Genomic DNA, 13,259 nt, shown 5'->3' on the forward strand with positions numbered 1-13,259 from the left:
CCTGGCGATAACGTTCAGGCATCTTTTGAACTGGTTTTCAAGCTATCCTCGTACTGATTTCGCAGGGCGGCGTCACGATCAAACCGGAACAACAGCGTAACGCCCCGTTTCTTCACAAGAAAAAACCATGCTTTCAGGCCGTCATTGATCTCGATAACCTCACCGGTCATAGGCAAAAAGCCGAGAATATCCGATAATAGCCGTCCTTTCGCCTCACGCTGAAATTCTGCGGCAGTCATATTGATGTGTCCCTCATGTTTTAAGGCATATTCCGGGCCGCTGGGAGTAATTTCAAGGCCCTGCCGCTTCATCAGCTCCCGGTAATACCAGGTGTTGGTATCCTTATAGGCGTAGAGCCGCAGTTCTGCGGGCTCTTTCCGTTTGGGACACCAGGACGGTGGATATACCTTCGGGTCACGCTTTTTCATCTCCCGAGGCCGTTTGCCGCCCATGCAGTATCTGCACCCGAAACGCAGGGTCAGGCCCTTGACTGGCTGGGGGGCAGTTTCCGTACACAGCAGATAATCCGGGCATTCGGCGCATCGGAACCGGCGGATTCTTCCCTCCAGCATCACGCTGCCTCGCCGCTGCCAGGCTTTGCAAGCCCTACCACAAGCATGGTCATGGCACAGCGGAACCCGGCGGCGAACGCCTGCGCCTGCAAGATATCCCCCTTTTTATGGAGCAAGGTGGACGTGCGGTCAATCAGGCTCCAAATGTCCGGAGAAACGGCCTTGTGGAGCGCGGCCTCGTTTGCGATGATCTCGGCAGTGCAGTCCGCAATTTCCTCCGGTTCCGGTTCATCGCTGGGGTCGTAGTTACCGAGGTACAGGTCAGTCAGAAAGTCCTTGGGGATGTCCTGGGGCAACTGAATCACAGGAGCCGGCGCATTGAGAGACTTTGCAATATCCTCCAACGCCTTGGTGATCCTTGGAACCGTATTCGTATAGAACTCCTGTCCCATTCTGGTCTCGTAAAAATCCATCAAATCATCCTTTCCTATTATCCGGCCTTTTTTTGCGTTGTGGATGGACCCTCCGCACCGGCACAGCCGAGACAGATCACCCGCCATTCTCCTGGGGACTTCTGGCCGCTGCGGATACGCTCCAGCAAATGTCGGTTTCCGCAGACACCGTACCGAAGAAACCGGCCTTTCCGTGTGCGGCGCTCCAATGCGTAGTACATTGGTCAGCCTCCTTCCGGCACAGCCGTCAGCCGCTTGAGTTCCTTGGTGTTGGCGTGGAACTGTGGCAAAAATGGCTTGTCCAGGTCATAGTTGTAGTAACGGTAAAAGAGGAACTGAAACATCAGGCCCTTGAGCCGCCGCTCCCCCATAGACACCGCGTTTTTGCCCAGGATAGGGAGCGCCTCAAAATCCTCCTTCAGGAAGCTACGGGCCTCTAAAGGAAAGTTCTCATAGAACCAATCCTTTACGAATACCGTGCCTCCCATGAAGTGGTGGGACCGTTCTGTGCAGAGACAGTACAGGAAGTCCCGGCCCCGTTCTCCCGGCGCCACCGTAAAGGGATACATACGGCAGACCCGTGGCCGGGCCTCATAGACGCTGCACCGGCCATCCTTCAGAAATACACAGGCATTCTCCGGCCCCTCCGTGTTCAATAGGAAGATAGGCAGGCGCTCCGCCAGTACATCAGGGTGGGTATATTGGGCCAGCAGATCCTCCGGGCCCTCAATAGGCTCACCTCTATCCCGCAGGAAACGGGAAAGGAGGTAGATGTCCATCGGCTCCAGCATGATGCTGTCCTCCACCTGGCGGCAGCAAGCCCCACAGAGCTGACAGTGAAAGGGAATGCGCTCTTTGCCTTTTACAGGTTTGATTTTCATGTTTTCATTCATTGGCATCTCCTATGAAACGCAAGGGGCGCACCGCAGGTTAAAACCCGCAGTGCGCCTCTCATGCCCTGATCTGCTCAGGCGGCCATGCACAGCATCTCCTCAGCCGCCTGCGGGAAAGGGTCCAGCAGCAGCCGGTAGTTGGTGTTCATGGTCTCAAAGCGGATCTCATCGCGCTTTTTCCGATGGATCGCCACCACACAGGAGGTGCGCAGGACACGCCCCTGATTCAGTATCAGGGCGCAGCTTCCGACCTCCAAAGGGTACATCAAAACACCGCTCAAGGTGGTGGTTTTCTTGTCGTTCACGTTCAAAACCTCCATTTCAATTCATGTATAGTTTCAGATACACACGGTACAATTCCCGCAGTAGACTGCGCACCCGCCTGGGTTCGATTCCCAGTGAGCGGGCAGTCTCCGCAATGGAGTAGCCCTGCGACCGCAAGGTCATCATCTCATACTGCGGCCGGCTGGCGGTGGAGACCAGATCATGAAGAATCAGTCTGGCCTCCAACTCCGACATCGGGTCTGGTGCAGTCACCTGGACAGTTTCCTTGTAACGCCGCTCCGCCGCCTCTCTCCGTGTCTCCGCACGGTGGAAAGACGCGATGCTCTGCTTCATGGAGCGCCACGCTATGGTAGAGAAAGCGTACCGCCGCAGTTCTGGCTTTGTCATATACCGCCTGACGGCGGAGAGAAAGCCGAGGGCGGCGATGTCATAGTAGTCATCCACAGCACGGCCCTGCTCATACAGGTAACGGTAGATCAGATTGTGGTTTTCCGCCGCGAACCGGCGCTGATCCTCTGTCAGCGCCGGTGATCCGCTCTCGGACAAATCAGTCCGGCAGTCCCCCGTACTCGCCGCTCACGATGGTGGCGCCCACGGAGAAGTGCCCCTCATTGTCAGGCATGACACGGGCGGGACGGCCCATCTCGACCTCACTGCCGGCGTTGGTCTCCCGCGCGGCGGCCCGCTGCTCCTGGATCAGCTTCAGCTGCTCTTTGAAGCTCTCCGCACAGGCTTTCACCCGGGCCAGCTCCTCGCCGGTGAAGTCATAGAGCCGCTCAAACCGGGCGACGCTGTAGTCATCTTTGCCGTTGTTTTCCTTTTTCAGGCTGATCCGAACCACACTGCCGCACAGGCCGCGGCGCCGGGCCAAAAAGGCCGAGTTCAAAAAGTTCGTGTAGGGCTTAATGCTCGTGGGGGGCAGGGACAGCTGGATGGGCATGAACCCACCGCTCTGCAGCAGATACAGAACCCGCATATTCTTGCAGGCCTTGCCTTTTCCGTTGGGGCCGGAGCCGAAGATGTTGTACCCGCAGCTGGCGCACAGGCCGCCGGGGCAGCCAACGCCCAGCTTACCGTCGTCCGACTGGCACTGGGGCGGGGTGTTGTCATCGTACTCGCTCCCCTCGGGCCAGTAGACGTTGGCGTTGTGGCTGTGGAGGATGACCCCCTCCAGGGTCTGCACATACTCCGGGTTGTCCGGGTTGTCGCCGGGCATCTCGAAGACCAGCATCCCGCTGCCGGGGATCTTGACCCGCTGGAAGCCCAGATTCAGGCCGTCCATATCCTCCGCCAACTCCTCCTGAGAGAAACCGTCGCCAGCCACCATATCAGGCAGCAGGAAAGGGGTGCGCTCCGCCAAAGTCGTGTTATTCTGGTTGCTCATGTAGAAATTCCTCCTATAAAAATATTTTGCAGGGCCGTCAGGCGGCCATACTGCTAACCTGGTTGATACGTCGGAAAATCTCCGGGTTCATGGTCATGACCGTGTAGCCGATGCTCTCCAGCTGAGAGGCGCGGTCATAGTTCTCTACGTCCTGGCTGTACCGGGTGACGGCGTTCGCCAAACCGTAGACGGTGTAGTCGGCGTCCTCAATCAGACGCTGGAGTACGCCGCCGCTCTCCGCCTCCGTAATGCCGAAACTGGAACTCGCCAGCTTGACCACACCGGGGATGTCGGCGGTGTTCAGCCGCAGATGGGTGCTCTCCCGCATCTTCCCCAGCACCTGGGCAAAGCGTGCCTCATCCACCGCCGCCCGCACTGTGTCCCGAATCTTCAGGACAAAAGCCTGATCGTCGGCAGCCAGCGTCTCTTTGGAGTAGAGGAAGAAGTTCTTATCTGTGGTGTTGACGCGGCCGATATGGGTCCGACGCGTCCTGGCCTCGTTGACCACCATGCCGTTCTTGCACACCAGTCGGAAAACCAGCGGCTGGATGCTCACAGCGCCCAACCCGGTCTCGCTGTTGGAGATCACCACGCCGGCCTGCACAATGTCGCCGGGAGTCACCTCAGCGGTGAGCCGGGGATTGACTACCTTGATATACATATAGTCCTCAGTCAACTCACAGCTCTCATAGTAAGCACCCGGCATCTCCTCGATGATGGGGAGGGTGATGTTGGCGATGTCCAGGTTGTCGATGCGGCGGTAGCGGTCGCTGAGAAACGCCCTAGCCCGCCCGTCGATGGTACGGAGCAGACGGTACTCGGAAGCGCGGCTCAGCCAACTGTTGACGTTATCCGCCAGCAGTCCCACATTCTCCGTGAGCATCTTGTCATAGTATTTCTGGGGGATGCCCAGATAGGTGCCGAGCTGCCGGTGGGCCGTCTGCTGGATGTCCAGCGGCTCGACCCGGTCGATACCCGTGTTGTCCAGAAGCCGCAGCATCGGAGCCCCGCCGCCAGCCTCCATGAGGATGTTGGCGGTGTTCACCGAGTAGTCCTGCTTGGCCTCGCTCTGACGCAGGATCTCCCGCGCCATCTCCTGAATGGTTCGTCCTGCTTTCACATTTGTCCTCCTTTTTTACCAGGCAACGATGATGCCATTGTCTTGGGTGGTGGCGGCAAGGCCGTTCTGCTCCAATACCTTTACCAGACCCGGCCAGTAGACACGCTCGGGGAAGCTGGTGAAAGCTCCCTGCGAGGTCTCTGTGCCGCCGTCCGTGGACTGTGTGCAGATCGTCCCATCCTCCTTCAGCGTCAGGCTGTGGTGGCCCCGGGATTCCAGGTCGGCTACCAGCCGCTCCAGCACCTCGCGGCCCTGCGTTTCATACCAGATACGAGGGTCCAGTGTGTCCTGTGCCGGGGCGCCGGGCTTCTCGCCGCTACTGCCGCCGATAGGGGCCACCTTGACGAGGGAACAGGACAGCTTGCCGTTCCGATCCAATGTCACATCCGCGTAGTCGTACTCCGGGATACCGCTGACGCGGATACGCCCGGTGCCGCCCTGCGCTACAAAGCCGGCGGGGTCTCGCATGACCCACTCCCACTGTGCGTCCGGGTAGGCCGATTTCAAGCAGCCGGAGATGCGGTAGTTGACGTGGCGGAGCAGCGTCTGCATGAGCGCCTGGTCAGGGTAAGCGTTTGGCTGTATCTGCTGGATAGCCCGTGCGGCGCGCCGGTTGGGGAGCACCTGCGTCAGAATAATCCAGAGGCCCCATGCGACAAACACGGCGGTCAGCAGCACAGTGCAGAGAGTGCCGCGGGTGAGGGCCAGGATGACGATCACCACGCCAATCAGGATGGAGATGCTGCCCCAAAGGGGAGTGTTCTTCTTCATTTCTGTAGCCACCTTTTTTTGATTTTTTCTCTGAAAACGCAAAAAAGAGGCCTGATACCCACTCCGTCACTGGATTATGGGGTATCAAGCCTCTTCATTTCGCCGGAATCTTTTTCCGGCAGGTCTTTCGTTGTGGCCCATACGTAAAGGGCCGCTGTCTGCTCAAAAGCATCATCCTCTCCGCCCACTGGGCTAAAATTATATATAATAAAAAGTACCGATAGGCAGACTGCTCCCTAAACAGCGCAGTCCATCCAATCGGTACTTGCGTACAATCCTAACAACGTGTGCAATACGAGTGCCTCTCGTTCCCGGCTCCACAGGAAACCGGCTCCGCGCTTTCAGCGGAGAACGCACAAACAATCAATTACATGGTCAGTTTACTTCAAAAGCCGGCGTTTGTCAACGAAAATGTTTCGATATGTTCTCCTATAATTCGACATTTAGAGCAGAGCCATGCTAAAATGTTTTTTGCTCTGCTAAAAAGAGTGTACCGCAGAAGTGAAATCTGCGGCACGCTCTTTTTGATAACAAAAGTGGGTATAGGGATTGTAAAGCAAAATCAACTTTACAAGTCAAGCTACATCATATATGCTTAACTGCGCTTTCTCTGGTAGCCTTGTAACTCAGGGCGCGGGAGATTCGCTTCTCCCAACTGTTCGTTCCGCTCCACAGACCGGGCAGGGAACCCCATCGTACCAGATAAGCCGCTTTGCATTTTCATAAGACGCCATAGAATCTACCTCCACAATTAAAGGTGTATTTGGGTACTGCCAGCTAGTTTATGCCGCAGCTCTGCAACGGCTTCGCTGACCGCGTGAATCAAATAGTCGATTTCAGCCTGTGTGTTCTCTGCACACAAGGTAAGCCGCAGAGAGCCATACGCGAGTTCGGGCGGACGCCCCAGCGCCAAAAGGACATGGCTTGGCATCATAGAACTGGAATTACAGGCGGAACCTGTTGAGGCACAGATGCCCAATTTATCCAACAACAGGACAAGGGACTCCCCTTCAATTCCCGCAAAGCTGAAATTCACATTGTTGGGTAAACGGTAGAGCGGAGAGCCGTTCAGCATGGAAGAGGGAATTGGAGAAAGACCGTCAATCAGCCGTTCCCGCAGCTCTGTAAGATAAACGGATGTTCTGTTCATACTGTCGCAGGCTTCTTCCAACGCCGCCGCCATGCCCATAATGGCTGAGACATTTTCCGTGCCGGCCCGTTTCCCACGTTCCTGTGCGCCGCCGTGAATCAAGGGGTGGAGCGGTATTCCTCTCCTGACATAAAGAGCCCCGATACCCTTGGGACCGTGAAATTTATGGGCCGACAGAGACAGCATATCAATGTTTTCCAGTTTGACATCAATGGGAAGATGCCCTACTGCCTGTACTGCGTCCGTGTGAAGCAGTACGCCGGCCTCCCGGCAAATCTGTCCGATTGGGAAAATGGGCTGGATGGTACCAATTTCGTTGTTGGCGTACATAACGGTTACAAGGCAGGTGTCTGGTCGGATTGCTGCTTTTACTTCTTCCGGCACAACCAACCCATCGCTGTGAACATTCAGAAACGTCACTTCAAAGCCATCCGCTCGCAGGGCTTCCACCGTATGAAGTACGGCGTGGTGTTCAAAGGCAGTGGTGATGATATGCTTTTTCCCATGCTCCATTCCAAACTTTGCGGCACTGAGGACGGCTTGATTATCCGCCTCACTGCCGCCGGAGGTAAAGATGATTTCATCAGGCTGGCAGCCCAGCCTTGCAGCGATCCGCTCTCTTGCATCCTGCAAGGCCATGGCAGCTTTCTGCCCCTCCGAGTGCAGGCTGGAGGGATTTCCGTAGGTCTCCATCATATAGGGCAGCATTTCCTTGATTGCCGCCGCGCACATTTTTGTGGTTGCGGCGTTATCTGCATAGACGTTCATAATGCCTCCATTCCACTTGTGTATTTCTTGCCAGCGTTTCATCGGTGGATATCACAATGAGGGAATACTGGCAAGATTCCAAACAAAAAGAAACCTGACACCCACTTTGCTACCGATTTGCTACCGATTTTCAACTGTCCACCGGATAGCCTCTGGCGGGATGTTGCTTTCAGCGGCCAGCAGCTCCCCAGTGGCCTCCTGCTCACTGGGGAATGTCTCCCGGATGCTGTAGGCCAGTAGCTCCCGGTCTTTATACCAGAACACTAAACAAGGCTCTTTCATTGTGATACCCTTTCTTTATTCGCCCCCGCCCCCACAGGGTGGCGGGGGCTTTCGGTTTTAATTCCCACTCTTAAAGACGATATGTCCGTCAATCTCAAGGACAATCTCCCCGCCAACCAGGGATGCAAAGTGCCTCGCTTGTTGTTCACCATCTTCAAAGCAATGGCAACGTTTCTCACCATGACGCCCAAAGAAATATACAAACCATTTAACCATTTTAGATACCTCTATTTCTTTTTATATCAGCTCCACCCCGGTACCGCCGGAGCGGGAGATTTTGCCTACACCGCCATCCCGTACCCGTCAGGACCGTAAACCGGTTGACAGACTGGATTGGTGCGGATACCCCCGGATATAGGTTTTAGCGGCCTCCATGTTTTCCAACTCGGACAGCAGCGGCCAATTAAGATCGATTGCCCTTTGGCCCCGGACAAAAAAGCCGTCCACAATCTGGCTGTCCTTGACGGTACTGGTATCTACCTGAAAAGCAACACAGTTTTTTCTTTCGGCAGTGGCCTGCTCAGCGGCGGTGCTTTCTGCCCGGCGACCGGCCTGGAGCACGACAGCTCTGCGGCGATTCCGGCCATGGGGGGCGTACACATCTACGAGGTACCCTGTCGCCTGGAGGTCTTCCGTTTTGCCCTTACCTTCGATAAAGTTGAAGAACGACCCAAGTAACCGGCACCACGCTCGAAGATAGATGTACTCGTTCATATTGCGTCAGTCTCCTTTACTGTTTCAAAGGGATGGGGTTTCCGTTGTCATCCACGGGCCCCACCTTGTTGTTAATCTCATGCCCGCAATACGGACAGACGTGGAAAATACGATAGCCATCAAAAATGGTTTCTTCTCCGTACTTAGAGCTTATCCCGAAATTAAAGATGAACGGGAAGTAGTCTGCGCCAAACAATAACAGCGCAGGCAAAGTGGATGAGAGCAAGGTAGTTAACGGCCTTTTTCTCAAAGCGAACCAGTAGCTTACGGAAACGGTTGAGGAAGGAATGAAGGGCTTCAACAACCCAGCGGCGGGCCCGAAAATGCGGATTTCTCTCCCGTTCTTTTTTCTCCTCACCCCTGGGGCGAATTCGGGCAATATATCCTCTTGCATCCACTTCGTCCTGGTGGCCTGTATAGCCGGCGTCCAGGCAGAGATTTTGAGGAGCCTCTTCATTGGGTTCCGGGCGTGAAATGATCACGCCGTCCAGCGTATCCGCCAACAGTTTTACGTCATGTGTGTTTGCTCCGGAGAGGATCACAGCTAAGGGAAGTCCCTTCTCATCGGTGAGAACCGAGCGTTTTGTGCCCATTTTTTCCTCGGTCTGTGGGATTCTTCCCTACAGACTCCTGCGCCAACGGCGCTTTGACCATACAGCCGTCCACACTCTGCCATTCCCAGCCGATTCCTTCCAGTTCATCGTACCGCTCCAATCCCTTGGCCCAGATCCGCTCAAAGAATCCGGCTCTTTGCCATTCCTGAAATCTCCGATGGATTGTACTTCCGCTCCCATACTCCTTTGGAACCGCTTTCCACTGACATCCTGTGCGTAGAACGTAGAAGATTCCCTCCAGCACGCTTCGGGCTGGAAGAGGCGGTCGGCCCTGCCCCGGCTTGTGTTGGTAGACTTTCTCCGGATCTCGTCTCCTGGGCGGTATTTCGTCTTTCACTGCTTCCCACAACTCATCAGATATCGTCCACGATTTGTATACTTTCCTCATTTTCTATCACCCAGACTCAGTATACCACACATCTCCTAATTTCGGGATAGGCTCTTAGTCTCTTCTAATGGCACCGATTTCCCACAGTTCTGGCATCGGCCAGGATAATAAACCGCAATTCTCATAATCTCTCCTCCTCATGCCGCCTGTTCCGGCGCGGATACCGCAGCAGCCCGGATCAGAGCGTCCATACACTCGAAAAATTTCTGCGAACCCCGGCCGTTTCTGGAGCGAAAGAATTGCAGACTCACACACCTTCCATCCTGGATGGTTACGCTGGACAGTCTGTCATTGATCCAGCCCTGGGTGCGGAGCGGGACGTCAATGCGGTACTGACGCATCAGGTAGTTGACAATGGAATAGTTTCTGACACTGTATTTGCTGTCATAAAATTTGACGGTGGTGTTTTGCAGAATACCGCCGTCCCGGATAACTTGAAGGGCCGACGAGACCTCCTGCTCCGCCAGTTGGTTTTGTTCCACGCAGTACGCCTTTTCTTCCTCCGCGGCGCGGGTCCGGCGGGCTTCATTCTCCGCCTGCCGTTTGGCCCGATATGCCGCAGACAGCTCCACACATTTGGCAAGGTCATTGAGCGCCAGCGCCCCAATGAAATCGGGGAATGACTGGCCACCGTTCTCCTTTGCCTTTTGATAAGTGCTGATATGTCCATTAAGTACGTTCTGAATGTACTCCGTCTGACGGGCGGGGTCGCTGCCGTACCGCTCAATTTCGTTTTGTTCCTCCGCTATCGCCGCGCTGACCGCATCATAGCCGCCGGATTTCCGCAGACGGTCGAACCACTCTTCGCGTTTTTCTTTTCCGCCGTATAGAGCTTTTGCGGCAGGCTCCAGTCCGCAGATGTCGGTCAGGGCAAAATCTGTCATGTCGAGGGGTGCAAGATAGCCGTTGACCTCCACATGGAGGATGTACTTGTCATTCTCGGCGCGGGGGTAGTCCAGGTCCGGTGCTCCGGCGGAACGCCACAGCCGGTAAGTCTGTGTGCCATCGGAAATTTCCCGTTCCAGCACTGCCCGCATCCTGCGGCCGTCGCGGTTGAACATCCCATCATAAAAGAGCGGGGTCATCAATTTGCTGTTTTCCATGTTGTCCTCCTTAACAGTACGGAGGACAGCCGCATGAGCAGCCGTCCTCCTTCGTCAAAATTATTTTCGGGAAGTCTCTTCCCACACATCGTAGTCATAGCCACCGGCGGTGTCGAAGTCGATGACACCTATGTCATGCGGCGTGCGTTTCCTTTTCTGGCGTTGAGGGCACAGCGTCTTCCGCAAAAATAGAAATCTGCGCCACAGGCGGCTGAGCAGACGCCTGTGGTCCGGCAGCATAGGCTTGAATCAGCTCGCTGATCCTATCTTCATCCAACAGCTTTGTTGCCCGGTGTTTCCAAATATCGTCCAGTTCCTCCCAACCCTGGGTGAGGATCATTTTTTCCACCTTCCGAATCCGCTGCTCCTTGGCCGCTTTCCGTCTTGCCCGTTTTTGCTCCTTGGCTGCCTTCTCGCTGTCTATTGTATGGATTACTTCTATGCCATTGGCGATATCCTGAAGATCCTGCTTGATGTCCCTGGTATTGACCTTGGCGGCACGGAGATTGATTACCTCAATTTTCAGCGTCTTATCGAAAAACAGTTCATGGTGATGGTTCAACCGGACACGATCCTCAATGGTGTGTCGGCCATATTTGACAATGGCCTCGCAGATGGTCATAGACGCCTTTCGCTTCAGCAGCTTGATGCCCTTTTCTATGACTGTCCTTGGCTGGTCGGGGAAAAGGCCCTCGCCCTTCAAGGTCCAGGATTTGCGTATGTCATAGAACACATTTCCTTTGTGCTGGTCTGTTTCCTTTGCCAGCACATCACAGTAGGTACAGCCCATGCGGGCGCAATCCGTTGGATCGTAGAAAGCCTGCCAGGTTTTGGTTGTCCGACCATAGTGGCTCTGATGGCGGCATACCCGCCCCTTGTGTTGAGCCTTGAACACCTCCCAGAGTTCGTCGGCCTCTTTCCAAACCCGATCATGCGCTTCATCGACACTGCCCGCATAGGTATATGGGCGGTCGGTCTGATGGCAGGAGCACTGATAGATAACATCATCAGAATGCAGATCGTAACGCTCGCGGTTCAAACAGGGATCGCGGAGCGGGCAGGGTTCAGAGGGAAAAACAGGACAGGTAATTACCGGATTCCCGTTTTCCGGCCTCCAGTCAATGCCGTTGTAAGACATATACCCATTCAGAAAATGGCTGCCTCCCGCCAGCAGTCCGCAGGGCGTTTCCCATACCATGGCGCGGATCGCGTCACCGGTATAGGTCCATCCACCGTAATAATCTTTGTATGGGTGTGTTCCGGGCGGCGTATCTTCCGGGCTCCAGCCCTCCGCCAACAGCCGACGGGTCAGCTCATTGAGTTCTTTCATATTCCAGGACACGGAATCAGTCCGAAATGGTTCTTCATGGTGTCTCTCAACTCCTCCACATTGATCCCATATTCTTTTGCGATGCACGCCTCGCAGACAATCGCTTTGTAGGCCAGGGCCCGGCTGCACCGCTTGTCCCAGGAGTTCACCTCTCCGCCACAGGCGGGGCAGCAGATGTCTGGATACCAGCGCAGCCTGGCGCGATCAGAATACTCAGCCATTGTTCGCTCCCAGGGGCCGGTCTGACTGATCCGTAAAGCCGTGGGCGATCAGCAGCGCGGACACTTCATTCGGGGTAGGGGCGTGGTGCCGGCTCATTTGGGTCAGTTCCTCCATAAACGCCACAAAGGTGGGCGTCTGAGTAATAGGCCACGCTTCATCGAACACCTCCAGCCGGAGAGCTGGCTTATCGCCGAGCATATACCAGCGGACAGCCAGCTCGCCCAGGGTGCCGCCCTCCGTACACTGGAGACTCAGCAGAATCTCATTTACGCCCTCTATGGGGACAACCGCAGCGTAGTTCTGACGGGAAAAGCAGGTAAAGCCCCAGAAAAGGGCTTCCCAGTCCTCCTTGGGGAAATAGACACTCAGCCGCTCCACATCCTCCGGTGGCAACGCATTGACGCTCTTTTGGCCTGCCACCGATGGTTTTTCCGCGCAGGGGGCAGGCGCAGGCTCCATAAGCTTCTCTGCGCTGCTTGACTGGGATGGATACGGATTGCCGTCCCCGTCCCGCACATCGTAGTGCCGGTCGAACACCTTGCTGTAGCCCTCTTTTCCGATGGCTCTGCAGCTGGGACACGTCCAATCATAGACGCCCCCATCGTCCAAGGGTTCATCGTCCCCGTACTCCAGTTCGCCGCCACAGATGGGGCAGATTCCTTCTTCATCTACGTCTGGGTCTTTCGTCTCCGTGCTGGTGCCCCGGATGCAGCGGATCAGTTCCGCTGTTTCCAAGCAGGCCAGTTCCTTGCAGACCGTCACGGCCTCATGGAGCTTTTCCCCGGTGTAAAATGTACCCAGGCTGGACACACAGGATGCGGTCAGCCTGGATACATCCTCGGACTGGATCATCCCACGACCATTCTGCCACAGCAGCTCCAGCGCCGTGAGTAGAAGCACGCGGTCGGTGCGGGCCAGTTTGTCAAATCGCTCAAAAATCATCGTACACACTCCTCATACAGTAAAATTATAGCAGACGGAAAAATATTTTTTCATCATCCTGGTGTCTCCTACACGAGATTGGCACACATAAAGCTGCCAAAGCTGTCATAGTCACTCCAATAGGCGGTATCGCCCTCGGAAACGGCCACATGTGCCCAAAGCTTCATTAAATCGTTGTCGTAGCTGCCAGTGTCCGCATCAAAGTTGTGGTGCAGGCAGTATGCCGTCCACAGGCTGCGGAGCTGGATGCAGGCGATTTCGGCATCAAAACCGCTTTCGTCAATAAACGAAAATATGTATTGTAGTTCGGTTGTCCGGTCCATCGTCAT

Annotated in this window: 18 protein-coding genes; all 18 read right to left on the reverse strand. The window is 55.4% G+C overall.

The window, feature by feature from the left end; translation table 11 throughout:
• Positions 1-14: 14 nt before the first annotated feature.
• Positions 15-572, reverse strand: a complete 558-nt coding sequence (locus tag VV088_RS07440) for a hypothetical protein (protein WP_334600123.1) — start codon at positions 570-572, stop codon at positions 15-17.
• Positions 572-985 (reverse strand): hypothetical protein, encoded by a 414-nt coding sequence (locus VV088_RS07445; RefSeq protein ID WP_334600124.1) that lies wholly within the window; start codon positions 983-985, stop codon positions 572-574. Before VV088_RS07445 ends, VV088_RS07440 begins: the two co-directional genes overlap by 1 nt.
• 17 nt (positions 986-1,002) lie before the next feature.
• Positions 1,003-1,185, reverse strand: coding sequence for a hypothetical protein (locus tag VV088_RS07450; protein ID WP_334600125.1), 183 nt, complete (start codon positions 1,183-1,185; stop codon positions 1,003-1,005).
• 3 nt (positions 1,186-1,188) lie between these two features.
• Positions 1,189-1,857, reverse strand: a complete 669-nt coding sequence (locus VV088_RS07455) for a YkgJ family cysteine cluster protein (protein WP_334600126.1) — start codon at positions 1,855-1,857, stop codon at positions 1,189-1,191.
• Positions 1,858-1,931: 74 nt separating this feature from the next.
• Positions 1,932-2,162: a hypothetical protein gene (locus tag VV088_RS07460; RefSeq protein ID WP_334600127.1), complete on the reverse strand. Its 231-nt coding sequence runs from the start codon at positions 2,160-2,162 to the stop codon at positions 1,932-1,934.
• Between the two features lie 16 nt (positions 2,163-2,178).
• On the reverse strand, positions 2,179-2,688 hold the full coding sequence (locus VV088_RS07465; RefSeq protein ID WP_334600128.1) for an RNA polymerase sigma factor: 510 nt from the start codon (positions 2,686-2,688) through the stop codon (positions 2,179-2,181).
• A 1-nt stretch (position 2,689) separates the two neighbouring features.
• Positions 2,690-3,526, reverse strand: coding sequence for a hypothetical protein (locus VV088_RS07470; protein ID WP_334600129.1), 837 nt, complete (start codon positions 3,524-3,526; stop codon positions 2,690-2,692).
• A gap of 37 nt (positions 3,527-3,563) precedes the next feature.
• Complete coding sequence (locus tag VV088_RS07475) at positions 3,564-4,646, reverse strand: DUF932 domain-containing protein (RefSeq protein WP_334600130.1); 1,083 nt, start codon at positions 4,644-4,646, stop codon at positions 3,564-3,566.
• A 15-nt stretch (positions 4,647-4,661) separates the two neighbouring features.
• Positions 4,662-5,417 (reverse strand): hypothetical protein, encoded by a 756-nt coding sequence (locus tag VV088_RS07480; protein WP_334600131.1) that lies wholly within the window; start codon positions 5,415-5,417, stop codon positions 4,662-4,664.
• 751 nt (positions 5,418-6,168) lie between these two features.
• The gene (locus tag VV088_RS07485; protein ID WP_334600133.1) at positions 6,169-7,335 is read right to left on the reverse strand and encodes a cysteine desulfurase family protein; all 1,167 of its coding nucleotides are present in this window, start codon (positions 7,333-7,335) and stop codon (positions 6,169-6,171) included.
• Positions 7,336-7,455: 120 nt separating this feature from the next.
• Positions 7,456-7,599 (reverse strand): hypothetical protein, encoded by a 144-nt coding sequence (locus tag VV088_RS07490; RefSeq protein WP_334600134.1) that lies wholly within the window; start codon positions 7,597-7,599, stop codon positions 7,456-7,458.
• Positions 7,600-7,920: 321 nt separating this feature from the next.
• On the reverse strand, positions 7,921-8,331 hold the full coding sequence (locus tag VV088_RS07495; RefSeq protein ID WP_334600135.1) for a hypothetical protein: 411 nt from the start codon (positions 8,329-8,331) through the stop codon (positions 7,921-7,923).
• Positions 8,332-8,492: 161 nt separating this feature from the next.
• A protein-coding gene (locus tag VV088_RS07500) for an IS5 family transposase (protein WP_334600136.1) occupies positions 8,493-9,333 on the reverse strand; the annotation gives its coding sequence in 2 pieces (ribosomal slippage) (positions 8,493-8,921 and positions 8,923-9,333; 840 coding nt in all).
• Positions 9,334-9,470: 137 nt separating this feature from the next.
• Positions 9,471-10,436 carry a hypothetical protein gene (locus tag VV088_RS07505; protein WP_334600137.1) on the reverse strand — a complete coding sequence of 322 codons (966 nt, stop codon included), beginning with the start codon at positions 10,434-10,436 and terminating at the stop codon, positions 9,471-9,473.
• Between the two features lie 133 nt (positions 10,437-10,569).
• On the reverse strand, positions 10,570-11,766 hold the full coding sequence (locus VV088_RS07510; RefSeq protein ID WP_334600138.1) for a hypothetical protein: 1,197 nt from the start codon (positions 11,764-11,766) through the stop codon (positions 10,570-10,572).
• Positions 11,763-11,987 carry a hypothetical protein gene (locus VV088_RS07515; RefSeq protein WP_289424908.1) on the reverse strand — a complete coding sequence of 75 codons (225 nt, stop codon included), beginning with the start codon at positions 11,985-11,987 and terminating at the stop codon, positions 11,763-11,765. Before VV088_RS07515 ends, VV088_RS07510 begins: the two co-directional genes overlap by 4 nt.
• Positions 11,980-12,930, reverse strand: coding sequence for a hypothetical protein (locus VV088_RS07520; protein ID WP_289424907.1), 951 nt, complete (start codon positions 12,928-12,930; stop codon positions 11,980-11,982). Before VV088_RS07520 ends, VV088_RS07515 begins: the two co-directional genes overlap by 8 nt.
• A 68-nt stretch (positions 12,931-12,998) precedes the next feature.
• Positions 12,999-13,253 carry a hypothetical protein gene (locus tag VV088_RS07525; protein WP_289424906.1) on the reverse strand — a complete coding sequence of 85 codons (255 nt, stop codon included), beginning with the start codon at positions 13,251-13,253 and terminating at the stop codon, positions 12,999-13,001.
• Between the last annotated feature and the right edge of the window lie 6 nt (positions 13,254-13,259).

Origin of the sequence: Lawsonibacter sp. JLR.KK007, assembly GCF_036941135.1 — a bacterium.
In the GTDB taxonomy this organism is placed as follows: Bacteria; Bacillota; Clostridia; order Oscillospirales; family Oscillospiraceae; genus Lawsonibacter.